At 74.4% G+C, this 22191-nt stretch carries 21 protein-coding genes; 8 read left to right on the top strand and 13 right to left on the bottom strand.

The genetic code is table 11. The features are described 5' to 3' along the window. Positions 1 to 37: 37 nt before the first annotated feature. On the top strand, positions 38 to 706 hold the full coding sequence (locus ACIP2X_RS13350; RefSeq protein WP_401671485.1) for an alpha-ketoglutarate-dependent dioxygenase AlkB family protein: 669 nt from the start codon (positions 38 to 40) through the stop codon (positions 704 to 706). A gap of 142 nt (positions 707 to 848) precedes the next feature. After that, positions 849 to 2090 carry an ROK family protein gene (locus ACIP2X_RS13345; RefSeq protein WP_401671483.1) on the top strand — a complete coding sequence of 414 codons (1242 nt, stop codon included), beginning with the start codon at positions 849 to 851 and terminating at the stop codon, positions 2088 to 2090. 33 nt (positions 2091 to 2123) lie between these two features. On the opposite strand, the gene ACIP2X_RS13340 is transcribed toward ACIP2X_RS13345, so the two are convergent. Genes ACIP2X_RS13340 through ACIP2X_RS13330 form a run of 3 tightly spaced genes read right to left on the bottom strand, consistent with a single transcriptional unit; the run spans position 2124 to position 4202 of the window. Beyond that, positions 2124 to 3032: a phosphotriesterase gene (locus ACIP2X_RS13340; protein ID WP_401671481.1), complete on the bottom strand. Its 909-nt coding sequence runs from the start codon at positions 3030 to 3032 to the stop codon at positions 2124 to 2126. After that, positions 3029 to 3613, bottom strand: coding sequence for a DUF4865 family protein (locus tag ACIP2X_RS13335; RefSeq protein WP_401671479.1), 585 nt, complete (start codon positions 3611 to 3613; stop codon positions 3029 to 3031). Before ACIP2X_RS13335 ends, ACIP2X_RS13340 begins: the two co-directional genes overlap by 4 nt. 4 nt (positions 3614 to 3617) lie before the next feature. Then, positions 3618 to 4202 (bottom strand): TetR/AcrR family transcriptional regulator, encoded by a 585-nt coding sequence (locus ACIP2X_RS13330; RefSeq protein WP_401671477.1) that lies wholly within the window; start codon positions 4200 to 4202, stop codon positions 3618 to 3620. Between the two features lie 184 nt (positions 4203 to 4386). Between ACIP2X_RS13330 and ACIP2X_RS13325 the strand changes: the two genes are divergently transcribed. After that, on the top strand, positions 4387 to 4677 hold the full coding sequence (locus tag ACIP2X_RS13325) for an SHOCT domain-containing protein (protein WP_401671474.1): 291 nt from the start codon (positions 4387 to 4389) through the stop codon (positions 4675 to 4677). Between the two features lie 85 nt (positions 4678 to 4762). On the opposite strand, the gene ACIP2X_RS13320 is transcribed toward ACIP2X_RS13325, so the two are convergent. Both ACIP2X_RS13320 and ACIP2X_RS13315 read right to left on the bottom strand, forming a co-directional pair. Beyond that, the gene (locus ACIP2X_RS13320) at positions 4763 to 5287 is read right to left on the bottom strand and encodes an ATP-binding protein (RefSeq protein ID WP_401671471.1); all 525 of its coding nucleotides are present in this window, start codon (positions 5285 to 5287) and stop codon (positions 4763 to 4765) included. An 883-nt stretch (positions 5288 to 6170) separates the two neighbouring features. Further along, positions 6171 to 6494: a hypothetical protein gene (locus ACIP2X_RS13315; RefSeq protein ID WP_401671468.1), complete on the bottom strand. Its 324-nt coding sequence runs from the start codon at positions 6492 to 6494 to the stop codon at positions 6171 to 6173. A 340-nt stretch (positions 6495 to 6834) separates the two neighbouring features. Between ACIP2X_RS13315 and ACIP2X_RS13310 the strand changes: the two genes are divergently transcribed. Next, entirely contained in the window at positions 6835 to 7959 is a 1125-nt protein-coding gene (locus tag ACIP2X_RS13310; protein WP_401671466.1) for a PLP-dependent cysteine synthase family protein, read from the top strand. Between the two features lie 32 nt (positions 7960 to 7991). Here the strand turns inward: ACIP2X_RS13310 and ACIP2X_RS13305 are convergent, their stop codons facing one another. Both ACIP2X_RS13305 and ACIP2X_RS13300 read right to left on the bottom strand, forming a co-directional pair. Continuing rightward, positions 7992 to 8462, bottom strand: coding sequence for an SRPBCC family protein (locus ACIP2X_RS13305; protein WP_401671463.1), 471 nt, complete (start codon positions 8460 to 8462; stop codon positions 7992 to 7994). Between the two features lie 93 nt (positions 8463 to 8555). Next, a complete protein-coding gene (locus tag ACIP2X_RS13300) occupies positions 8556 to 9386 on the bottom strand; it encodes a DeoR/GlpR family DNA-binding transcription regulator (RefSeq protein ID WP_401671461.1) in 831 nt (276 codons plus the stop codon). 302 nt (positions 9387 to 9688) lie between these two features. Here ACIP2X_RS13300 and ACIP2X_RS13295 point away from each other — a divergent pair, with 302 nt between their 5' ends. Continuing rightward, on the top strand, positions 9689 to 12067 hold the full coding sequence (locus ACIP2X_RS13295) for a hypothetical protein (protein ID WP_401672353.1): 2379 nt from the start codon (positions 9689 to 9691) through the stop codon (positions 12065 to 12067). Here the strand turns inward: ACIP2X_RS13295 and ACIP2X_RS13290 are convergent. The 4 genes from ACIP2X_RS13290 to ACIP2X_RS13275 form a co-directional block, all read right to left on the bottom strand. Next, the gene (locus ACIP2X_RS13290) at positions 12060 to 14501 is read right to left on the bottom strand and encodes a right-handed parallel beta-helix repeat-containing protein (protein ID WP_401671458.1); all 2442 of its coding nucleotides are present in this window, start codon (positions 14499 to 14501) and stop codon (positions 12060 to 12062) included. The two genes, ACIP2X_RS13295 and ACIP2X_RS13290, sit on opposite strands and share 8 nt — an antisense overlap. A 162-nt stretch (positions 14502 to 14663) precedes the next feature. Further along, a complete protein-coding gene (locus tag ACIP2X_RS13285) occupies positions 14664 to 15266 on the bottom strand; it encodes a hypothetical protein (protein WP_401671456.1) in 603 nt (200 codons plus the stop codon). Between the two features lie 178 nt (positions 15267 to 15444). Beyond that, positions 15445 to 16266 carry an MOSC domain-containing protein gene (locus tag ACIP2X_RS13280; RefSeq protein WP_401671453.1) on the bottom strand — a complete coding sequence of 274 codons (822 nt, stop codon included), beginning with the start codon at positions 16264 to 16266 and terminating at the stop codon, positions 15445 to 15447. A 42-nt stretch (positions 16267 to 16308) separates the two neighbouring features. Further along, the gene (locus ACIP2X_RS13275) at positions 16309 to 16755 is read right to left on the bottom strand and encodes a DUF6643 family protein (RefSeq protein WP_401671451.1); all 447 of its coding nucleotides are present in this window, start codon (positions 16753 to 16755) and stop codon (positions 16309 to 16311) included. A 301-nt stretch (positions 16756 to 17056) separates the two neighbouring features. Between ACIP2X_RS13275 and ACIP2X_RS13270 the strand changes: the two genes are divergently transcribed. Continuing rightward, positions 17057 to 18322 carry a TerD family protein gene (locus ACIP2X_RS13270; protein ID WP_401672350.1) on the top strand — a complete coding sequence of 422 codons (1266 nt, stop codon included), beginning with the start codon at positions 17057 to 17059 and terminating at the stop codon, positions 18320 to 18322. A gap of 12 nt (positions 18323 to 18334) precedes the next feature. Here ACIP2X_RS13270 and ACIP2X_RS13265 read toward each other — a convergent pair whose 3' ends face one another. Continuing rightward, entirely contained in the window at positions 18335 to 19528 is a 1194-nt protein-coding gene (locus ACIP2X_RS13265) for a glycosyltransferase (RefSeq protein WP_401671449.1), read from the bottom strand. Positions 19529 to 19567: 39 nt separating this feature from the next. On the opposite strand from ACIP2X_RS13265, the gene ACIP2X_RS13260 reads away from it, so the two are divergent. After that, positions 19568 to 20353, top strand: a complete 786-nt coding sequence (locus ACIP2X_RS13260; RefSeq protein ID WP_401671446.1) for a glutamate racemase — start codon at positions 19568 to 19570, stop codon at positions 20351 to 20353. 107 nt (positions 20354 to 20460) lie between these two features. Then, complete coding sequence (locus tag ACIP2X_RS13255) at positions 20461 to 21009, top strand: hypothetical protein (protein ID WP_401671444.1); 549 nt, start codon at positions 20461 to 20463, stop codon at positions 21007 to 21009. Between the two features lie 78 nt (positions 21010 to 21087). On the opposite strand, the gene ACIP2X_RS13250 is transcribed toward ACIP2X_RS13255, so the two are convergent. Further along, positions 21088 to 22140, bottom strand: a complete 1053-nt coding sequence (locus tag ACIP2X_RS13250) for an O-antigen ligase family protein (RefSeq protein ID WP_401671441.1) — start codon at positions 22138 to 22140, stop codon at positions 21088 to 21090. Between the last annotated feature and the right edge of the window lie 51 nt (positions 22141 to 22191).

The raw sequence follows: 22191 nt of genomic DNA, 5'->3' as shown, positions 1-22191 counted from the left end.
CGCCGCAGCTCACGGCCGGTGCGCGAGGATGGAGGACATGGACGCCGAACTCTTCCCCAGGCAGCGCGCCGAGGTCGCGCCCGGCGCGGTGCACGTGCCGGACTGGCTGGACGGGGAGGCCCAGCGCGCGCTGCTGCGTGCCTGCCGGGACTGGGCGCGAGAGCCCGCCGGGTTGCGCACGGTCCGCACCCCGGGCGGCGGCGTCATGACCGCCCGGCAGGTCTGCCTGGGCTGGCACTGGTACCCGTACGCCTACGCCCGCACGGTCGTCGACGGCGACGGCGCCCCGGTGAAGCCCTTCCCGGCCTGGCTCGGAGACCTGGGCCGGCGTGCGGTGTCCGAGACGCTCGGCGCGCGGGCGGCGACCGGAGCCGCCTACGACATCGCGCTGATCAACTTCTACGACGCCGAAGCCCGCATGGGCATGCACCGCGACGGCGACGAGACGTCCGACGCGCCGGTGGTGTCCCTGAGCCTCGGCGACACCTGCGTCTTCCGGTTCGGCAACACCGAGAGCCGCTCACGCCCGTACACCGACGTCGAGCTGCGCAGCGGCGACCTGTTCGTGTTCGGCGGACCGTCCCGGCTCGCCTACCACGGCGTCCCCCGGGTGCGTCCCGGCACCGCCCCCGACGGGCTCGGGCTGACCGGCCGGCTGAACGTCACCCTGCGGGTGAGCGGCTTTACGGCAGAGCCCGCCAAGTGACGTACGGCGCCCCGAGAGGGCGGCGGGGAACCGCCCGGCCGGTCACGACGGCAGGGCGGCCGGCCGGCCGTGCGCTGCCGCACCTGCCGCGGAGCGTCCGGCGGCCGCCGCCGAACCAACGGATCATGGGAGACTCGCCCTCATGAGCGGCAAGGCGGACCCCCGGACAGCGGGGGAAGGGACCTCGAGGACGCGGCTGGACCGGGGGCGTGGCGCGCTCGGACCCGCGCTGGAGCTCGTGCACACCGGGCGCGCCCCGACCCGCGCCGTCCTCACCGCCGAACTCGGCGTCACCCGCGCCACCGCCGGCGCGGTCGCCGCGGAACTGGAGGCGCTCGGACTGATCCGCGTCGACGCCCGGCCCGGTGCCGCCGCCGGATCCCAGGGCCGCCCCTCGCACCGGCTGGAACTCGCCGAGGACGGCCCCGTGGCACTCGCCGCGCAGGTGCACGCCGACGGCTTCCGGGCGGCGCTGGTCGGTCTCGGCGGGCGGATCGTCGCCACCGCGCCCGGCTGCGAGACGGTCGACGCCGACCCGGCCAAGGTGCTGGGTTCAGTGGTGGAGGCGGGCGCCGAGCTGCTGCGCGAGACCGGACGGCGGTGCGTGGGCGCCGGGCTCGCCGTGCCGTCGGCGGTCGCCGAACCGGCGGGGCTGGCACTGAACCCGCTGCACCTGGCATGGCCGGCGGGGGCGCCGGTGCGGCAGATCTTCGCCGAGTGCGTGCGCGCGGCCGGGATCACCGGCCCCGCGTTCGCGGCCAACGACGTCAACCTCGCCGCGCTCGCCGAGCACCGGCACGGCGCCGGACGGGGCTCGCGCGACCTGCTGTGCGTGGCCACGGGGCACCGCGGCGTGGGCGGCGCGCTGGTGCTCGACGGGCGGCTGCACACCGGCAGTTCGGGCCTGGCGCTGGAGGTCGGGCACCTCACGGTCAACCCCGAGGGCCGCCCCTGTCACTGCGGCAGCCGCGGATGCCTCGACGTCGAGGCCGACCCGCTCGCCTTCCTCACCACGGCCGGCCTCGAACCGGGCCCCGAGGTGTCCCTGCTGAAGCAGGCCGACGACCTCATCCGGCACGAGTACGCCGACCCCGCCGTCCGCATGGCCACCGAGGCCCTCATCGACCGGCTGGGACTGGGCCTCGCGGGTCTGGTCAACATCCTCAACCCCGACCGCATCATCCTTGGCGGCCTGCACCGCAGCCTGCTCGGCGCCGACCCCGAGCGGCTGCGGGCGGTGGTCGCCGACCGCAGCCTGTGGGGCCAGAGCGGGGGAGTGCCGATCCTCGCCTGCTCCCTGGACCACAACAGCCTGGTGGGAGCGGCGGAGCTGGCCTGGCAGCCGGTGCTGGACGATCCCCTGGGAGCGCTCGCGGAGGTCTGAGACCTGTCGGCCGTGGCGCAGGGGCGTCGCCTCTCAGGCCCACTCCGCGGAGAAGGCGCGCCACGCGTTCTCCGTCAGCATCCGCTCCACCACCTTCGCGCCCACCTCCGGTGCGAGCCTCGGCCGCACCCGGCGCAGCAGATACGGCATCCCCGGGCCGCCGCTCACCGAGCGCGCCCCCGCCGTGGTGGTGTCGCCGCCGAGGAGCAGCCGGTCCCCGAATCCGGCCTCCGCGAGCTCCCGTACGGCGTCGGGCATGCGCCAGTCGGTGGCGTGGTGGGCCCGTGAGGGGCCGTCGAAGGCGAGGTAGGCGCCCGCCTCGGCGACCTGGCGGTGCACCACGAGGTCGGGGGAGCGGTTGAGGTGCCCGAGGATCACCCGGTGCGGCGGCACGCCCAACTCCCCGCACAGCAGGTCCAGTACGTCCAGTGCGCCCGTGCCCAGCTCCAGGTGGACGGCGACGGGCGCCCCGGTTGCGTGCTGGGCCTCGGCCGCGGCGGCCATGGTCCAGCGGGCGTGCGCGTCCAGCGCGTGGAAACCGCCCGCGACCTTGACGAAGCCCGCACGGACGCCCGACGTGCCGATGCCCGCCGTCAGTTCGGCGACGAAGACCTCCGCGAGCCGCCCGCGCAGCCGCTCCAGCGTCCCCTCGCCGTAGTGACCGGCCTGGTGCAGCCCCGTGGCGGCCACGACGTGCACCCCGCTGTCCCGGGCGAGCGAGGGCAGATCGGCGGCCCGGCGCCCCAGCCCGTACGGCGTCCACTGCATGACGCAGCCCCCGCCCTGCGCGCGGAAAGCGGCCAGCTCGGCCCGCGCCGCCGCGGCGTCCCGCAGCTCGTTGCCGGGCAGCAGGGGAGTCGAGAGGAACAGGTGATCATGGGCGTCGCACACGCCCAGCCGCTCGGGAAGGACGTCCCCCAGCACGGTACGGACCGTGCTCACCACTGACGCCCCCGGGGCAGCGACCGCCGCTGCGGCGCGGACAGGTGCAGCACCTCGAACACCTCGCCCACCGCCTCGGCCGGGACGTCCGCCCAGAGCGAGAAGTGGACCAGCTCCCAGCGCGCGGTGTCGACGGCAGCCGCCGCGCACACCGCCCCGTCCCCGGCGGCCAGCCGCCCCGCCTCGCGCACCGCGTCCCCGACCGCCTCCGACAGCACCGCGCCCTGCGGCACGGGCACGCTGCTGCGCACCGCCACGCGCGCGGGTGCGTCGGCATCCACGCCCTCCTCGTACGCCAGCCCCGTCCACTGCCGCACGGCGGGCCGCCCGAAGTCGTCGCTGAGGCGCTGGAATCCGCCTCCCCACAGGAAGGAGTTCATGCCCTCCATGGTGCGCCAGAGGTAGAACGGCGCGTACTGGTTCACGGGAGATCCGTGCACCCCGCGCTCGCGGAGCAGATACGCCTTGAGTCCCAGGCCCTCCCAGTCGTCCAGCAGATGGCCGAGACGTGCCACACGCGCGCGGACGATGTCCATGTCGTAGTCGGCGGGCAGGGTGGCCTCGTACTGCATGGCGTGCACCGGTTCAGTCCTCCCGGCCCGCCGGGGCGAGCAGGGCGAGCAGGCCCCGCACCCCCGCGTCGAAGGCGGCCGGGGAACCGGACGCGCGCGCCAGGACGTACCCGCCCTGCACGGTCGAGACGATCGTCGCGGCGATCTCCGCACCGTCCAGATGCGGGGGGAACTGGCCCTGTTCCCGGCCCTCCTCGACCAGTTCGGCCAGCCGTGTGCGGAGCCTGCCCAGCGTCTCGTCGACAGGTGCGCGCAGCGCGTCGCTGGCGATCACGTCCGGGTCCATCGTCAGCCGGCCGACCGGGCAGCCGCGCAGCACGTCGCGCTCGCGCCGCAGATACGCCGCGATGCGCTCGTAGGGCGTGCCCGGCCCGCCGAGCACCGCCTCGGCGGTGGCCCACATCTCGTCCGCGGTCCGCCGGATCGCGGCCAGGGCGAGGTCGGGCTTGCCCTGGAAGTGGTGGTACATGCTGCCCTGGCCGGCGCCCGCGCGCTCCAGGATCGCCTTGGGGCTGGTGCCCACGTAGCCGCGTTCCCACAACAGCTCACGGGTGGACTCGATCAGTCGCTCCGAGGTGCTCATGAGGTCACTGTACATACTGGTAGTTACAGAGATCCAGGCCGGTGCCGCCCCGGGTCCTGGAGCAGCCGCCGGATGCTCATCCACTCCCCGCGAGGTACCCCCACTGCCCTCGGGGGGACGACGACCCGGGCCGCCCGCGGCGGGAGGCTCGAAGGCATCGACGTACGCCCCCGACCGAGACGACTGGAGACGACCCGCCATGCAGACACTCGCCCACGGATACGGCGGCCCCGGCCCGTGGATCCTGTTCTTCCCGCTGATCTGGGCCGCCGTGATCCTCGGGGCCGTGACCCTGGCACGCCGCACCGTATGGCGCGGCCGCCGCGCGCCCTGGCACCCGGCCCACGTCGCCCGCCCGGCCGGCGACTCGCCCCTCGCCGTCCTCGGCCGGCGCTTCGCCGCCGGTGAGATCGACGAGGACGAGTACTGGCGCCGACTGTCCGTCCTCGACGAGCAGTTCGGCCGCGGCGCCGGGCGCGAGGAGGTCTGACGCCCCGCCGGACTCGACCCGACGCCCGCCGGTGCCGCGCGGTGCCGCCGCTCAGCGCGCGGCGCGTGGTGCGCTCACCGCCCGGTCAGCCGGCAACGGCCGACCGGGCGGGAGTGTGTTCGGGCGCCCGGCCGACCGGTTCGACCTCCGCGAAGCGGCGCACCGGTTCCGTGAGCGTGCGGCGGGCGGGGTGCGGGGGTGCCTTCACGGCGGGCGTCGTCGTGGGCAGCGTGAACCACACGATCTTCCCGTTGTCGCCGTCCGGCCGCACGCCCCAGCTCTCGCTCATCGCCGCCACCATGGCGAGTCCGCGTCCGCAGGTGGCCAGCGGGTCCGCGTCGGCCACGACGGGCAGGCGGGGGTCACGGTCGTGCACGGAGACGGTGAGGCGGTCGAGCAGGAGCTCGATCTCGACGGTGCAGGTCTTGTCGGGCTGGGCGTGCCGGTGGACGTTCGAGAGCAACTCGGTCACACCGAGCGCCGCTCGGTCTATCAGGGGATCCAGATGCCAGTAGCGCAACTGCGCAGATACGATTCTGCGGACCTGGCCGATCCGCGACGGCAGGGCTTGGAGCTCCACCGTGCAGTGCCTGCTTGGGTGACTGATCACGGCTGCGACTCCCCGACGTGAGGTCCGGAAGAACACGGAGTTCGGATCCAGCAGCGCCTGCGTGAAAACGGCCGCCTGCTGTCGTGTCCGGCGGGCTGGTTCGCAGCGTTATCGCCGGTAAACCCAGAGTGACGTGAGACCAGAGTGGCGCAAGGGGTGTGAGGCCGCAACTCGCGGTGTTCCGTACGGGGGGTGGGGCCGTCGCGTCTCGGCCACATCGCTGGCCGCCCCCTGCCGGCGCGGGTGCGCATCGGCCGGCGCCGCCGGCGCCGTCCACCGGAACCGCCCGACCGCGGCTCGCGGTGTCGGTCCGTGCCGCCCCACTTCGGTGCGCGCCGTCCGACGGAGGCGGGCCGTCGCGGCTGGTGCCGTCCGGCGATGGCGGCGTGGGTCGGTTGGTGCCGTCCGGCGATGGCGGTGTGGGTCGGTTGGTGCCGTTCGGCGATGGCGGCGTGCGTCGGCTTGTGCCGCCGGTTCGTGCCTGCCCGTGCGGGCATGTGCCGTCTGCCGGGTCCGGCTCCCCGCGGGTCGCGCCGTCCGGCGGGGCCGCGCCACCTCGGCTCGCGCCCGTGCATCGGCTCGCGGCGCTGGTCCTTGGCCGTCCCTGCGCGTACGTGCCTCCTGTCGGCGCCGGTGCGCTGCGGGTCGCCCCGCCCACCGGAGGCCGCACGCCCCGGCGAACGCCCGCTGTCCGGGCCTGTCCGTACGCGTACGCGCTTCCTGTCGGCGCCGGTGCGCTGCGGGTCGCCCCGCCCACCGGAGGCCGCACGCCCCGGCGAACGCCCGCTGTCCGGGCCTGGCCGTGCGCGTGCGGGTCGGACGGCGGTGTCCGTCGGCACCGGTCCGAGGCCGGCCCTGTGCGGCCCGCGGTGTCGGGTCCCGCTCAGGTGCCGCGCCCCGCCGCCCTGCGGACGGCCTCGATGAACCGGCGTGCCGCGGGCGGCCCCGGCTCGCCCGGGGCGGGGTCCCCTTCGCCCAGGGTCAGCACGTACCGCTTGCCGTTGAGGTCGGCCAGTGCCCGGTCCCCGGCCGCGAACCACGGCCGCGACGCCCGCACGGCCTGCACCGGGGCGCTGTCGATCTCGCTGCCGTAGCTCGTGAGCAGCTCGACCCGGCCGCCGCTGATCCGGACCTGCCCGGCCCGGGTGAGTGAGCGCAGTCCCTGTCCGATGCGCACGCCCAAGGCCGTGAACTCCGACTCCGCCATGCCCTCCCGCCCCCTCGTCGCCTGCGGGTCCTCTTCCGGGTGTCCGTCGCACCCGGTGCAGTCTGCACGGCCCCGCAGTCGCGCACCAGTGCGCACGTCACCGAGGCATAGGCCACCCGGTGCACTCACGTGAATGCGCCCCCGAGGAGCGCGCCGCCCCGCGGTGAGGTGCCCGGCCGCGGGGTCCGCGGCGCACCGGTACCCCACCCCGCCCCCATCACCCCCCTTTGAGCGCCCCAAAGATGCGTTTATGCAGGTGAGAAGCGTGCGCAAGCTGCTTATGATCGGTGTGTCGGCCGCGTGAACCGCCGTCGGCGTGCAGCCCCTAAGGAGCCCCGCCGTGACCATCCCCCAGCAGACCCGGACCGGCGCCACCCTCGACGTCGACCGCACCGACTCCGCCTATCGCGTCTGGCTCAAGGACGCCGTGCGCAAGGTCCAGGCCGACGCCAACCGCTCGGCCGACACGCACCTCCTGCGCTTCCCGCTGCCGGAGCACTGGGGCATCGACCTCTACCTCAAGGACGAGTCGACCCACCCCACCGGCAGCCTCAAGCACCGCCTCGCCCGCTCGCTGTTCCTCTACGGCCTGTGCAACGGCTGGATCCGTCCGGACCGTCCGGTGATCGAGGCGTCCAGCGGTTCGACGGCCGTCTCCGAGGCGTACTTCGCGAAGCTGATCGGCGTCCCCTTCATCGCGGTGATGCCCCGCACGACGAGTGCCGAGAAGTGCCGTCTGATCGAATTCCACGGCGGCCGCTGCCACTTCGTGGACGACTCCCGCAAGATGTACGAGGAGTCGGCCCGCCTCGCGGCCGAGACCGGCGGCCACTACATGGACCAGTTCACCTACGCGGAACGGGCCACGGACTGGCGCGGCAACAACAACATCGCCGAATCCATCTTCCGTCAGCTGGAGTTGGAGCGGTTCCCGGAGCCCGCGTGGATCGTCGCCACGGCCGGCACCGGCGGCACCTCCGCGACGATCGCGCGCTACGTCCACTACATGCAGTTCGACACGCGCGTCTGCGTCGCCGACCCGGACAACTCCTGCTTCTTCGAGGGCTGGACGACCGGCGACCCGGACGTCACCTGCGACTGCGGCTCCCGCATCGAGGGCATCGGCCGCCCCCGGATGGAACCGAGCTTCGTGCCCGGCGCGATCGACCGGATGATGAAGGTGCCGGACGCGGCGAGCGTCGCCGCCGTGCGCGCCCTGGAGCAGGGCATCGGCCGCAAGGCGGGCGGCTCGACGGGCACCGGGCTGTGGAGCGCCCTGAAGATCGTCGCCGAGATGGTCGCCGAGGGCCGTACGGGCAGCGTGGTCACCCTGCTGTGCGACCCGGGCGACCGCTACCTCGACAAGTACTACTCGGACGCCTGGCTCGCCGAACAGGGCCTGGACATCGCCCCGTACAGTGCCGCCATCGACTCGCTGCTCGCCACGGGCGTCTGGCCGGACTGAGCCGCACCGCCCCCGGGCGGACTTCCGGCTCCCTACCCGGCCAGCCGCCGGTCCAGCGCCGTCACCGCGTCGCGGAACGCCCGCGCGAGGCCCGGCCGCGCCAGCCTCAGCACCCCGCGGAACGCCACAGGCCCGTCGGCCGCGAACGTCCACTGCACCCGCGTACCGGTCCCCGCGGGCGTGAGCCGCCACTCCTCGACGAGCGCGCGGACGCCCGGCGCGTTGGTCTCGTCGACGCGATACGCGTACACCTCGGGCGCCTTGGCCACGAGGACGGTCTCGGCGAACCGCGTACCGCCCCGCAGCCTGACCTCCCGCCCGGCGCCGTCCTCGGTCGGCCGGGCCAGCGTCACGGCCGAGAACCACCGCGGCCAGTCGGTCACGTCCTCGGCCAGCGCCCGGAAGACGGACTCGGGGGAAGCGGTGATCCGCCGTGCGAAGACCAGCCGTACCGGAGCGGACCGGGCGAAGTCGACCTCCACCGGACGCAGTCGGCGCGCCATGCGAAACCCCCTGTGCGACGGGCGGTGACCGGGCCGCTCACCCTAGTGGGCACCGCGCCGCGTGTCTGCGCCGCGTGGGCGCCGCGCACGGGCTCAGAGCTCGTCGGCGCCCTCGTCCTCGCCCGCCACGATCAGCTGCCGCAGATGCTCCGCGATCTCCTCGCGCGCCTCGTCGGCCAGCCCGGAGTCGGTCACCAGCGTGTCCACCTGGTCCAGCGTCGCGAACGAACTGAGCCCCACGGTGCCCCACTTGGTGTGGTCGGCGACCACCACGACCCGCCGGGCCGACTGCACCAGCCGCCGGTTGGTCTCGGCCTCGGCGAGGTTCGGCGTCGACAGACCTGCCTCCGCCGATATCCCGTGCACGCCGAGGAACAGCACGTCGAAGTGGAGCGTGGCGACGGCCTGGTCGGCGACCGGCCCCACCAGGGAGTCGGAGGGCGTGCGCACCCCGCCGGTCAGCACGACGGTGGCGGCGCCCTGCCGCTGTCCCGAGGAGCGCTGCGCCGAGTGGAAGACGTCGGCCACGCGCACCGAGTTCGTGACCACGGTGAGGTCGGCGACCTCCTGCAGATGATGCGCCAGCGCGTACGTCGTCGTACCGCCCGACAGCGCGATCGCGGAGCCCGGCGCGACCAGCTGGGCGGCGGCCTTCGCGATGTCCTCCTTGGCGCTGAGCTCCAGGCCCGACTTGGCCTCGAAGCCCGGCTCGTGCGTGCTCGCCTCCAGCACCGGCACGGCACCGCCGTGCACCTTCTCCAGGACGCCCTGGCGGGCCAGCGAGTCCAGATCGCGGCGGACGGTCATGTCGGACACGCCGAGCTTGCGGGTCAGCTCGTTGACGCGTACGCCGCCGCGCCGCCGCACCTCGTCCAGGATCAGGGCGCGCCGCTGCTCCGCGAGGAGGTTCTGATTCTCACTCACGTACGCTCCGGTCCTTTCCTCAAGCCGTCCTGCACACCCTCGCACCTGCTCCCACTAGGCCATTCTCGCGCGCCCGGCGCGTGGGCGTCCCATATTCGCACGGCTTGGCCGGAGCCGCGCCACCGGTTGCGCGACGCGCACATGTCACCTGCGTCCCATCCGGCGCTCGCCCCTCACACGGATCGGGGAGATTCCGTGACGAGGGGTGTGCAAGCCCTCCGGACGGGAGATCCTGGTGCCGCATGGACATGCCGACGGCGCGTCCCGGGGGAAGTGCGAAGGACACGGGGGAAGTGCGGACAGTGGAGAGCGCGCAGGAACGCGGCCTGGACGGCCGGGACGGGCTGGACGGGCGGAACGACGGGGCGGCCGGTCCCGCGACACGGGCGGCGGGGACCGGGGCCACCCTGGAACTGCTGGTCCACGGCGTGGGCGGCGCGACGCCCGAGCACATGCTGGACGACCCCCGCACCGTACGGGTCTCCGGCGACGACACGGCGGCCGTCTTCCGCCGCGCCGACGACGTGGACGCGGAGGACCGCCCCGCCGGCCGCGAGAGCGGCGACCGCCGCCCGGTGCCGGAGGCCTACGTCTGGTGCAACCTGACCTCCGGGAACGGGGCGCGAGCCCTGTGGCTGCTGTTACTCCCGTTCATGGTGGCCAACCTCGCCCACTGGATGCGCCCCTCGGCCCGCGACCGGGCGGCGACGATCCGCCTGTACGGACTGCTGGTGCGGCTCGTCGGTCTCAGCCTCACCGTGCTGCTGGTCGCGGCCGCCTGCGAGGTCGCCCTGGACCTCACGGCCTGGCAGTGCGCCGGCACGCGCGCGTGCGCCGAACGGCACACCTGGCTGGGTTTCCTGTCGCCCACCGCGTCCGGCGACGGCTGGTGGAGCCCGCCGGGCCGCCGCCTCGCCCTCGCCTCCCTGGTGCCTGCCGCCCTGGTCGGCCTGCTCTGGTACCTCTCCCGGCGCACCTGGAGCGCGTACGAGTCGGAGCAGCCGCTCGTCCGTGAATCCGACGAGCACGCCCGCAGCGCGCTCGGCCGCCCCGGCTTCTGGTACGGCAGGCGCCTGGTCGCCCGGCTGCGTGGCGCCCACACCGCCGCCGGTCTGCTCACGGTGGCCGCCGCCGTCGTCCAGGCCGCCGCCCGCCACGACCGCGAGGCGGGCGGCCCGGCCGTCCTGGAGACGCTGGGCCGGGCGCTGGAGGTGGCGCTGGTCCTCGCCGCGGCCGCGGTGGTCGTGGTGGTCTGCCGGCGCGGCCGCAGCGAGAAGCACCTCGACCGCGAGATCGACGCCTCCTTCGTACGGCACCTGCCGCTCGCCTCCCTCGTCCTGCTCGCCCTGACCCTGGTGTACGCCTGCTGGGACCGCCCGGCATGGGAATCGGCCGGCCGGCTGCCGGGCGACGCGGCCTTCGGCGGCCTCGCACTGGCCCAGGGCCTGCTGGTGATCGTCCTCGCGGTCGTCGCCCACCTGCTGTACCGCAGCGACCCCGACCCGCGCACCGCGATGCGCGGCCTGGCCGGACCCGCCGTCGCGATGCTGGCCTGCGCGCTGGGCGGCGTGATGTCCGGCGGCGTGTCCCAGCGGGTCGCCGACTGGCTGGACGGCACCCGGGCCTCCCTGTCAGGACCGCCGGTCGTGCTGACCTGGCAGGCGTCGGTGATCCCCGCGCTGCTCGTGGTCCTGGTGCTGCTGGCCGGCTGGCAGGCCTCGCGCACCCTGCGGCTGGCCCGCGCCGAACGCGCCGTCGTCGAGAGGGACTACGCGGGAGAGGCCAAGGACCCGGACCGCACCCGCCGTATCGCCCGCACCCGCGCGATGGCCACGCTCACCGACCGCGGCCCCCTCTTCATCGCGGCCGTCTCCGCCGTCTCCCTGATCCTCGGCACCGGCGCGCTGGTCGGCGCGATGGCGACGGACAAAACCCCCGGCGCGGCCGCGCGGCACACCCACCCGTTCGTCCACGGCGCCGCCGACACCTCCCAGGCGCTCGGCTCCTGGCTGGTCGGCTTCGGCTTCATCCTGTTCGTCACCCTGGGCCGGCGCGCCTACAAGGACATGTCCGCGCGGCGCACCGTCGGTGTCCTGTGGGACGTCGGCACCTTCTGGCCGCGCGCCGCCCACCCCTTCTCCCCGCCCTGCTACGCGGAGCGCGCGGTGCCGGACCTGACCTGGCGCATCACCACCTGGACCCGCACCACGGGCGGCCGGCTGGTGATCTCCGGCCACTCGCAGGGCAGCGTCCTCGCCGCCGCTGCGGCCTGGCAGTTGACCCCGGCCGTGCGCAGCCGGGTCGCGCTGCTGACGTACGGCTCACCGCTGGAGCGGCTGTACGGTCGTTGGTTCCCCGCCCACTTCGGCCCGGCCTCGCTCGCCGCGCTGCACGAGGAGGTCGACTGCTGGCGCAACCTGTACCGGCTCACCGACCCGATCGGTGGCCCCGTGCGGGTGTCCGCCGGCGACGGTCCGCAGGTCGACTGCGAGCCGATGCGGGATCCCATGGCCCACGCCCGCAGCGACCTCCACCCGCTGCCCGCCCCGATCCTCGGCCACTCCGACTACCAGGCCGATCCGACCTTCGACCGCGAGCGCGGCCACCTGCTCGACCGGCTCGGCCCGGGGCTGCCGGCCCAGCGCCCCGGGGACCCGCCCGGACCGGCCGGGCTCAGGTGAGGTCGGGCAGATCCTGCGCGTACAGCAGGGTCAGCTCGTCCGTGCTCGGCTCGTCGACCTGGGCGACACGGCTCGCGTGGCGTTCCACCATCGCCTCGAAGGTCTGCCGCGCGGTGCGGCCGTTGCCGAACGCGGGGCCCTTCGGGACGGCCGTGAAGTACTTCAGCAGCGCCTCCGCGGCGCCCGGCGCCAGCCGGTACTCGTGCTCCTCCGCCTGCTGCTCGACGATCCGCAGCAGCTCCTCGGGGCCGTAGTCGCTGAAGGTGATGGTGCGTGAGAAGCGGGACGCCACACCGGGGTTGACGGACAGGAAGCGCTCCATCTCCGCCGTGTAGCCCGCGACGATCACCACCACCGCGTCCCGCTGGTCCTCCATCAGCTTCACGAGCGTGTCGATGGCCTCCTTGCCGAAGTCCCGGCCCGCGTCCTCGGGGGACAGCGCGTACGCCTCGTCGATGAACAGCACGCCGCCACGCGCCCGTTCGAAGGCCTCCTGGGTGCGGATGGCCGTCGAGCCGATGTGCTCGCCGACCAGATCGACACGGGACACCTCCACCAGGTGGCCCTTGTCCAGCACCCCGAGCGAGGCGAGGATCTCGCCGTACAGCCGGGCGACCGTGGTCTTCCCGGTGCCGGGGGAGCCCGTGAAGACCAGGTGCCGCTTGACCGACGCGGCCTTGAGGCCCGCCTGTTGGCGGCGCCGGCCCACCTCGATCATGTCGGTGAGCGCCCGCACCTCGCGCTTGACGCTGTCCAGGCCCACCAGGGCGTCCAGTTCGCCGAGGACGGCCTTGGAGGTCCGGGCGGGTGGCTGCGGCTCGGCGGCACCGGCCGGCGGCTCCTGCTCGGTCGTGCGCTGCCCGGGGATCGCGCCCAGCAGCCCCGGCGTGCGACCGGTGGTCTGGACGGCCGGCTCGGGGGGCGCCGTCGGGGTGCGCAGCCCCGCGCTCTCGTCGCTGGTGCAGTCCTCCACGACGGGTCCGGTGCCCGACTCGGCGTCGGGAGCGCCCTCCGCGAACTCGTAACCGCCGCGCGCGCACCGCTCCGTGCGGCACTTGCGGAGCGTCGAGCGGCAGCCGTCGAGGACATGGAAGCCGTACCCGCCGCTGCCGCGCACCTGACAGTTCAGGAAGCTGCCGCGCCCGCCCGCCGACACGTAGAAACCGGCCTCGGCGGGGGAGTCGACGGTGCACCGCTCGATGGTGGGGTCGGCGCCCTTGGTGACGATCACCCCGGTCTGGGTGCCGTCCAGCGTGCAGTTGGCGAGCGTGCCGCCGCTGCCGTGGTCGCGGAACCACGCGCCGGTCGCGGCGTCCCTGATCCGGCAGTCGTCGAGCTGCGCGGTCGCGCCGTCGCTCACCGACACGGCCGTGTTGCGTACCTGGAAGAGGTCGCTGTCGACGACGTCCGCGCGCGAGCCGCGGTCGAGGACGAACAGCGCGTCGGGCACGTCGTGCACCCGGCAGGAGTCCAGCACCGCCGTGGCGCCGTCGCTGACCCACACCGCCGGGTAGTCGCCGGTGCTGTCGAAGATCTCGCACTGGTTGGCGTCCACGCGGGTGCCCGGGTCCCAGACCGACAGGCCGTTGCGCCCGAACTGGCGCACGCTGGTGCGGGTCAGTGTGAGGACGGAGCGGGAGCGCAGGTCGACCGCGTTCTCCGGGATGTCGTGGATACGGCAGTCGGCGAGGGTGAGCACCGCGTCCGTGTCGAGGGTGACCCCGTCGGCCGTGGTGCGGTGGACGTCGCAGTCGGTGAGGTGGGCCGTGGCCCGGCCGGTGATCTGGACACCGCTGCCGCGGACCTCGTACACCTCGCACCCCACGGCCTCCAGCGCGGAGTTCTCCCCGGTCGCGGTGAGGCCCGAACCGGCGGCGTGGTGCACCCGGCAGCGCTCCAGGCGCGGATGCCCGCCGCCGCGCACCGCCACGCCCGCCTGTCCGGCGGCGACGACCTCGCAGTCCTCGAACACCCCTGAGCCGCCGTCGACCACGGCGATCCCGATGCCCGCCGGGTTGTCGACGGTGCACCGCCGCACCGTCGGCCGGGCGCTGCCGCGGACCTCGATCCCGGCGGCGGACCGTGTGACGACCCGGACGTCGGTCAGCTCCGGTGTGCCCTCCTCGACGAGCAGCGCGGGCGCCGCCGCGTCCTGGCCCTCCACGAGCAGGTCCTGGATCACCGCGGAGGCGCGCACGGTGAGCGGCACCCCGTCGACGGGCGCGATCCGCACCGAGCCGGGGGAGCCCTCGGGTCCGCGCAGGGTCACCGCCCGCTGCACGACGAGGTTCTCCCGGTAGGTCCCCGGGGCGACGGTGAGGACGTCACCGTCCGCCGCGGCCTCCAGGGCGGCGGCGAGCGAGGCGTACTCACCTGTGCGGCGCCGCCACCGCGACGTACCGGCGTGCGTCACCTGGACCGTGCCCTGTGCCATGGCGTTGCTGTGCCCCCACCTCGGTCGTACTGATGGCTCGATCGCCCTCGGGACACCACTGCCCCGGAAGCTAGCTCGTGCGCAGGTCGATGCCGAAACGCACTTCGGCCGGTCCACCGTAGCGTGCGCGCGGACGCCGCATTGACCGGAGCCGGAAGGCCGTCAGCTGCCGGTGCCGGTCCTGCCCCAGTCCGGGCCCGCCCGGTCCCATGCCTGGTCCCAACGCGCGTACCGGCGAAGGACCATGCGCCACACCACGAGCCGTCTGCCGCCCTCGACCAGGCACACGGTCAGCAGCGCGGCGCCGAACCCGGCGAGCACGGCGTGCGTCGTCGCCGTCGCGGAATCCAGCGGGCGCGCCGCCGTGCGCCCCTGCGCGTCGGTCCAGAGCGCGAACCGGTCACCCGGCTCCGGATCCCTGAGCCGGGCGGTGACCGGACCGCTGCGCCCGGTGCCGTCCGGGGCGGTCCAGCGGGCCTGCACACGTGACCTGTTGTCCCGCACGGCCGTCTCGGGATCGGCGGCGAGCGCGGACCGCTCCAGCTTCCGCACCACCGTGGCGGTCACCAGCCGCCGGGACTCCTCCTGCTCCCGGACCGCCCGCTGGAGGTCCTCCTGGGCGGCGGAGCCCGCGAGAGCGCCGATCACGGGCGCGACGAGGAGTATCAGCAGCAGGGCGGCCAGTGCCACCCACGCCTCCATGAGATCGGTAGCTCGGCACAGCGGATTGTGCCGCCAGTGCCACAGACCGCGAACAGCGCGCATCCTGCCGCCCCCCTTCCCGCTCCATGACAACCCCCGGCGGAGCCGTTCGCCCGCGTCACCGCTCGAAGAGAGAGCGATGTCACGGGCGTCCCCCTACCTCTTACGAACGCCTCACGTGAAATCCAACGCCCGGGTCCCGCCGCCGGGTTCCCGCCCGGCCCGCCGCCGGCGACGTCGCTCAGTCGAGGACGCGCACCGGGTCGCCGACGCGGATCGTGCCCAGGGACCGGGGCACGAGATGCTGCCCGAAGATCAGGCTGCCGCCGATCCGGCGGTGCCGTCCGAGCGTGCGCAGGGGCTCCCGGCCGCGTGCGGCGGTTTCCTGGTCGGTCGTGGTCACGACGCAGCGGCCGCACATTTTGGCGACGCGGAACTCGACCTCGCCGACGGCGATGCGCCGCCAGCCGTCCTCGGCCCAGGGCGCGGTGCCCCCGACGACGACGTTGGGCCGGAACCGGTTCATCGGCAGGGGGCCCTCCTCGGCCAGACCGTCCTCGGCGATCAGCGAGTTGAGGGCGTCGAGCGAGGCGGCCGAGGTGAGCAGCAGCGGGCAGGCGTCGGCGAACGAGACCGTCTCGCCGGGCAGCGCGTAGCCCGGGTCCACCGGCCGGCGCGTGGCCGGGTCGTCCATGTGGACCAGACGCGCGGGCACCCCGAGATAGGCACTGCACCAGGCGTGCGCGAAGTCGCCGGCGAGGACCCCCTCCACCTTGGTGCCGAAGATGTCCAGCGTGACCGTGCCCGCCGCCTCCGGGACGGGCACGGTCAACGGCTCCAGGCCGGGGCCGGACAGCTGGACGCCGCCGGGCACGAGCTCGGCGGCGGCGAGCGCGAGGCGCGGCTGCTGGCGTTGGGTGACGACCTTTCCCCCGTCGTCGATCAGCACCCAGCGTCTGTCCCCGGCCAGCCCCCAGGGCTCCACGACGGCCTCACGGGGTGCCTGGCCCCGGAACGCCTTGACCGGATGGACGTGAATCGACAGCAGCTCCGCGTTCCCCATGAGGCCATCGTGCCAGTCGGCGCCGACGACCTCACCGAAGGATCAGTAACCCCGGTACTGCTGGTTGTTGTACGGGTCCTGGTACGGCGCCGGGTTGGGCCGGGGAGCCGCCGGGCGCATCGCCTCGTACCCCGTGCCGCCGGGCGCCGCGGGGCGCGGCTGCTGCGGGCCGGGGTAACCGCGCGGCGGGCCCGCCTGCTGCGGGATGTACGCCGTCGGCGCCTGCTGCAGCGGTGCGGGCTGCTGCGCCTGGGGGTAGCCGTACGAGGGCTGCGAGGGGGCCGCCGGGAGGGCGGGCAGCGCGGACGGGAGGGCGGGCAGGTGGCTGTTCGGCGCCAGGTGGCTGCCCGGGGTGTCGTACGCGGCGGGAACCCGGATCGGGGCGATCTGCGGGGTGCCCCGTTCGGCCACGAGCGAGTCGTAGATCGGGGTGTCCGGGAAGGAGGCGGAGTAGTAGCCGCCGCCATAGGTGGAGCGGGGGGAGGTCATGGCACATAAGTTAAGCCCACGATGTGCTGGTTGGGGAGACCGATAAGAGGGTTCTTTTCCGTGTCGGCGGTGACGTGGGATCCCCAATGCGAGCGAACTTGGGAAAAAAGGGCACCACGCGGTGTTCGGATCGTGTAAAGGCTCAGTTCCCAGGGGGTTACCGGCGGTTGACCACCCGTCTTTTCGCACTCCTCATGGGCGTCCGCCGTCGTGGGCAATACGTTGGGAGGCGCGACGAACGCGACGCGATGCCGGGGCCTGAGACCTGGCGTGGTGACTGCTGATGGGGGCGGACATGTCAATGCCGAAGGGATCCAACGTCCCGGTGCCGACGACGGCGCTGCGGGTGGAACTGGGGTGGCGCTCCGGGCCGGGTGTGCCCGACACCGACGCCTCGGCGCTGCTGCTGGTGGGCGGCAAGGTCCGCTCGGACGCGGACTTCGTCTTCTACAACCAGCCGCAGCACTCCTCCGGGGCGATCCGGCACGAGGGCAAGCGGGACGACGGCGGCCGGGTCACCGACACCCTGGTCGTCGACCTCACGCGCGTGGAGCCGGCCATCGAGACGGTGGTGCTCGTCGCCTCCGCCGACGGCGGGACGTTCGCCCAGGTACCGGGGCTCTACATCGAGGTCAAGGACGCCGGCCGGGGAACCGTGGCGGCCCGGTTCGACAGCGTGGGCGCGACCGTCGAAACGGCGTACGTACTGGGTGAGTTCTACCGGCGCCAGGGCGCCTGGAAGTTCCGCGCCGTCGGTCAGGGGTACAGCAGCGGCCTGGAGGGTCTGGCCACGGACTACGGCATCACCGTGGACGAGCCGCAGCCCACCGCGCCCGTCGCGCCCCCGGTCGCCCCGCCCCGGCCGGCGAACGTCACCCCGCCCCTCCCGGCCCCGCCGCCGGTCTCCCCTCCGGCCCCGCCCGCCCCCGTCCAGCTCACCAAGGTCACGCTCACCAAGGCGTCCCCTTCGGTGTCGCTCACCAAGCAGGGCGGAACGTCGGGTGCCATGCGCGTGAACCTCAACTGGCAGGTGCGCAAACAGTTCTCCGGATGGGGCAGCAAGCGCGGCCGGGCGGTCGCCCTGCACGCGGACCTCGACCTCGACCTGTGTGCCCTGTTCGAACTCAACGACGGCAGCAAGGGCGTCGTCCAGGCCCTGGGCAACACCTTCGGATCGCTGCACCAGCCGCCCTACATCCACCTCGACGGCGACGACCGCACCGGTGCCGTGGCGAGCGGCGAGAACCTCACCATCAACCTCGACCACAAGAACGCGTTCCGGCGCATCCTCGTCTTCGTCACCATCTACGAGGGCGCCCGCTCCTTCGCCGACCTGCACGCCACGGTCACCCTGCACCCGCAGTTCGGCGCGCCGATCGAGTTCTCCCTCGACGAGTGCACGGTCCCCTCCCCGGTGTGCGCGCTCGCGCTCATCACCAACACCGGCCAGGACCTGGTCGTCCAGCGCGAGGCCCGCTACCTGGTCCCCGACCGCGGCGTCAGCATGCAGCGCGCCGTCGACCGCGCCTACGGGTGGGGCATGAACTGGACGCCCGGCCGCAAGTGAGTCCGGTCCGGCTCAGCCCTCGTCGGGGACGGCGTCCGGACGCGTGTAGGTGCGGCCCTTCCAGGCCGCGCCCCGTCCCCGGTAGTGCCGCACCGCCGAGTCGACCGTCATGAGGAGGTACAGGAACGCGGTGAAGGGGAGCAGCGGAGCGAGCCACGGGGGCTGCGCGTAGTAGCGGAGCATGGGCAGGTACGTCCCCGTCATCACGAGCCAGGCCAGCGCGCCCAGCACCGCGGTCGCCATGCTCCCGAGGGCCAGGCCCGCGACGAGCGCGACGGGCGGCACCAGGTACACCACGGCGAGCCCCGCGACCGTACCGGCCAGCAGGAGGGGGTTGTGCCGCAACTGGGCGTAGGCGCTGCGCGCGACCATGCGCCACAGGTCGTGCAGCCGGGGGTAGGGGCGCACGCTGTCCACGCCGTCGGCGAGCCCCAGCCAGATGCGCCCGCCGCTCCGGCGGACCGCCCGTGCGAGCGCCACGTCGTCGATGACGGCGTGCCGGATGGCGTCGGGGATCCTCGCGCGGGCGGCGGCCTCGGCGCGCAGCAGTACGCAGCCGCCCGCCGCGGCCGAGGTCCGCGCGCCCGGCCGCCCGATCCGGCGGAACGGATACAACTGCGCGAAGAAGTAGACGAAGGCCGGTACGACGAGCCGCTCCCACAGGCTCTCGACGCGCAGCCGGGCCATCTGGGAGACGACGTCGAAGCCGCCGCTGTGCGCCGCCGCCACCAGCCGGCGCAGACTGTCCGGCGCGTGCGCGATGTCGGCGTCCGTGAGGAGCAGGTACTCGGGCCCCCGCGCGCGGGCGAGGCCGATGCCGTGGCGGACCGCCCAGAGCTTGCCCGTCCAGCCCGCGGGCGGCTCACCCGGAGAGGACACGGTGAGCGGCAGCCCTCCGTGCCGGCGCGACAGCTCTCGCGCCAGTTCGCCGGTGCCGTCCGTGCTGCCGTCGTCCACCAGGAAGACCTCGGCCCGCCCGGGATAGTCCTGCGCGAGCACCGAGGGCAGGGCGGCAGGGAGCAGACCGGCCTCGTCGCGCGCGGGCACGACGACGCACACGGACGGCCAGACGGCGGGTGGCGTACCAGGGGGAAGGCGAACGTCCGTTCGCCAGAAGAAGCCCTGACAGAGCAGCAGCCACAGCCAGGCGGCGAGAGATCCGGCGACGGTCCACAGGAGGGCGCTCACCCGCGCAGTCTGCCCCACGGGACCGGCCCCGAGAGGCCCATCGTCTATCGTGACCGGGTGAAGATCGCGCTCATGGACTCCGGAATCGGTCTGCTGGCGGCCACCGCAGCGGTACGGCGCCTGCGGCCCGACGCCGATCTCGTGCTCTCCCTCGACCCCGACGGCATGCCCTGGGGCCCCCGCACGCCGGAGGACCTCACCGGGCGCGCCCTGGCCGTCGCCGAGGCGGCCGCCGCGTACCGTCCCGACGCGCTCATCGTCGGCTGCAACACCGCCACCGTGCACGCCCTGACCGCCCTGCGCGCCCGCCTGGAGCCCGCGCTGCCGGTCGTCGGCACGGTACCGGCGATCAAGCCGGCGGCAGCGGGCGGCGGACCGGTCGCGATCTGGGCGACGCCCGCCACCACCGGCAGCCCCTACCAGCGCGGGCTCATCGAGAACTTCGCCGACGGCGTGGACGTCGCCGAGGTGCCCTGCTGGGGTCTGGCGGAGGCGGTCGAACGCGCCGACGAGAGTGCCGTCGACGCCGCGGTCACCGCAGCCGCCGCACTGACCCCGGACGACGTCACGACCGTCGTGCTGGGCTGCACCCACTACGAACTGGTCGCCGAGCGGATCCGCGCCGCGGTGCAGCGCCCCGGCCTGCCCCCGCTCGTCCTGCACGGCTCCGCCGGAGCGGTGGCGGCACAGGCGCTGCGGCGCATCGGCGCGCGTCCCGCCCCCTCCGCGACGCTGCTCGGCACGGTGACCGTGCTGTTGAGCGGGCGCGAGGGCGCGCTGCCCGCGGCCGCCCTGACCTACGAGGAAGGCCGCCTGCTCACGGCCGCCAGCCCCGTGCGGTGACCCCCGGTCACTGACCGGAATCCTTCGGTCCGCACCGGGTCCCGTGCCGGTTCGTCACTGTGCGCGACCCCCTACCCGCGCAGCGAAACCTGAGTAGTCTCAATGGCATGAGGCACCACCCCCACGGCAAGCGCACCTCGCATCCCGACATCTGGACCGGCCGCGCGACCAACCGGGTCCAGTGGTTGCTGGCGCTCGTCGGCGCCGCCTGCCTGGCGCTCGGCATCCAGCTGGCCGTCGCCTCCGCGTGGACGGACGAGGGCCTGGCCCCGCTGGTGATGTCCGTGGTCGGCTGCATCGCCGCCGGACTGCTGGTGCTGTTCGGCACCCTCGCCTTCGTGCACGTCGCGCTGCGGGTGGACAAGGAGTGCCTCGAAGTGCGCTGCGGCCACATCGGAGTGCCGCGTCGGCGCATCCCGTTGTCGCAGGTCGCGGGCGCGAAGTTCGTGCCGCACGTCACCCCGCGCCACTGGGGCGGCTGGGGGTACCGCTGGCGGCCCGAGAAGGGCACCGCGGTCGTCGTGCGCCGCGGTGAGGGTCTGGAGCTGCGGCTGTGGGACGGCCACACCTTCACGATCACCGTGGACGACGCGGAGGCGGCGGTACGGGTCATCAAGGAGCGGCTGCGGCCGACCACGCCTGGAGCCGTGCGCTGAGACCGAGGCGGCCCGAGGCGGCCGCCCGGGTCATGCCGCCGCTACGGCGCACCGACCTGCCCGGCAGGGCGCCGAGGATCACGTCACCAGGCGATCGGTGGGGGCGCTGCCCTCCCGGTCGGCCGGTTCCGGCGTCAGCGGACGGGCCGTGGCCAGCCCCGCCAGCAGGCCGGCGCCCACCGACACCGCCGTGAAGCTGAGCGCGTTGCCCACCGCGGCGATGGCCGCGAGCGCCGTCAGCGCCGCGCCCGCGCTCAGCGCGACCGGCGTCGGCCGTGCCGTGCGCCACAGCGCGTAGAGCACCCAGCAGAAGGCGGCGGCCAGCAGCGTCACTCCAATGGCCCCCTGTTCGGCCGCCTGCTGAAGCACCGCGGAGTGCGGCTTGCCGTCGGACAGCGCGGACGCCGCCGAGGTCGCGCTGAGCTCACCGAAACGCCCCGGTCCTGCCCCGAGGGCGGGGTCCTGGCGGGCGAGTGCCAGCGCGTCGCGCCACAGCTCCACCCGGTGCCGGGTCAGCGGACCCTCCAAGGCGGAGGCCGGTCCCGCGGGCAGCACGCCGGCGGCGACCGCCCAGGTCAGGCCGGTCACGGACGCCGCCACCACGGCCAGGCCGGAGAGGCCGACCCCCCGGTGCCCCATCCGCCCGGCCGCCAGCGAGCAGAGCAGCACCCCCGCACAGGCGACGAACCCGGTGATCGTGCCGAGCACGGCCGCGGTCGCCACGATCCCGGCCGCCACCGCCCACAGGGCCGTGCGCAGCACCGGGACGGCCGTGGACCAGGCGGCGCAGCACGCGGCGCCGGTCGCCAGCGTGAGCAGGGCGGCCGTGGCACCCGCGTGCCCCAGCGGCACACCGGGGGGCGGCCCCGGGGAGAGGTGCGGAACGGCGATCGTCAGCACGCCTCCCGCCAGCGCGCCGGTCAAGGGTGCGGCAACCGGCGCGATCGCCCCGCTCATGCGGCCCGCCGCATAGCCGGCCGTGACGGCCAGCACCGCCAGCAGCACGCCTTCGGGGCGCCCACCGTGCACGGCCGCCGTGATCAGCGACCACAGCGCGCAGGCACCGAGCGCGACGACCCCCACCGCGTCGGAGGCGCTGCGTCTCTCGTCGTCGGCCTGCGCATCGGCCACAGACGTCACTCCCGTGGACCCCACCCGTCCCCCCGCGACCGGCCGTTCTCC

This window comes from Streptomyces sp. NPDC089424 (assembly GCF_044749345.1).
Taxonomy (GTDB): domain Bacteria; phylum Actinomycetota; class Actinomycetes; order Streptomycetales; family Streptomycetaceae; genus Streptomyces.
Note: the sequence above shows the minus strand (reverse complement) of the source record. Positions and strands in the feature narration are given on the sequence as shown.

Coding starts and splice junctions, on each gene's coding strand:
- ACIP2X_RS13350 (WP_401671485.1), top strand. CDS start 38: ATGGACGCCGAACTCTTCCCCAGGCAGCGCGCCGAGGTCGCGCCCGGC.
- ACIP2X_RS13345 (WP_401671483.1), top strand. CDS start 849: ATGAGCGGCAAGGCGGACCCCCGGACAGCGGGGGAAGGGACCTCGAGG.
- ACIP2X_RS13330 (WP_401671477.1), bottom strand. CDS start 4,202: ATGTACAGTGACCTCATGAGCACCTCGGAGCGACTGATCGAGTCCACC.
- ACIP2X_RS13325 (WP_401671474.1), top strand. CDS start 4,387: ATGCAGACACTCGCCCACGGATACGGCGGCCCCGGCCCGTGGATCCTG.
- ACIP2X_RS13315 (WP_401671468.1), bottom strand. CDS start 6,494: ATGGCGGAGTCGGAGTTCACGGCCTTGGGCGTGCGCATCGGACAGGGA.
- ACIP2X_RS13305 (WP_401671463.1), bottom strand. CDS start 8,462: ATGGCGCGCCGACTGCGTCCGGTGGAGGTCGACTTCGCCCGGTCCGCT.
- ACIP2X_RS13290 (WP_401671458.1), bottom strand. CDS start 14,501: ATGGCACAGGGCACGGTCCAGGTGACGCACGCCGGTACGTCGCGGTGG.
- ACIP2X_RS13285 (WP_401671456.1), bottom strand. CDS start 15,266: ATGCGCGCTGTTCGCGGTCTGTGGCACTGGCGGCACAATCCGCTGTGC.
- ACIP2X_RS13280 (WP_401671453.1), bottom strand. CDS start 16,266: ATGGGGAACGCGGAGCTGCTGTCGATTCACGTCCATCCGGTCAAGGCG.
- ACIP2X_RS13275 (WP_401671451.1), bottom strand. CDS start 16,755: ATGACCTCCCCCCGCTCCACCTATGGCGGCGGCTACTACTCCGCCTCC.
- ACIP2X_RS13270 (WP_401672350.1), top strand. CDS start 17,057: ATGCCGAAGGGATCCAACGTCCCGGTGCCGACGACGGCGCTGCGGGTG.
- ACIP2X_RS13255 (WP_401671444.1), top strand. CDS start 20,461: ATGAGGCACCACCCCCACGGCAAGCGCACCTCGCATCCCGACATCTGG.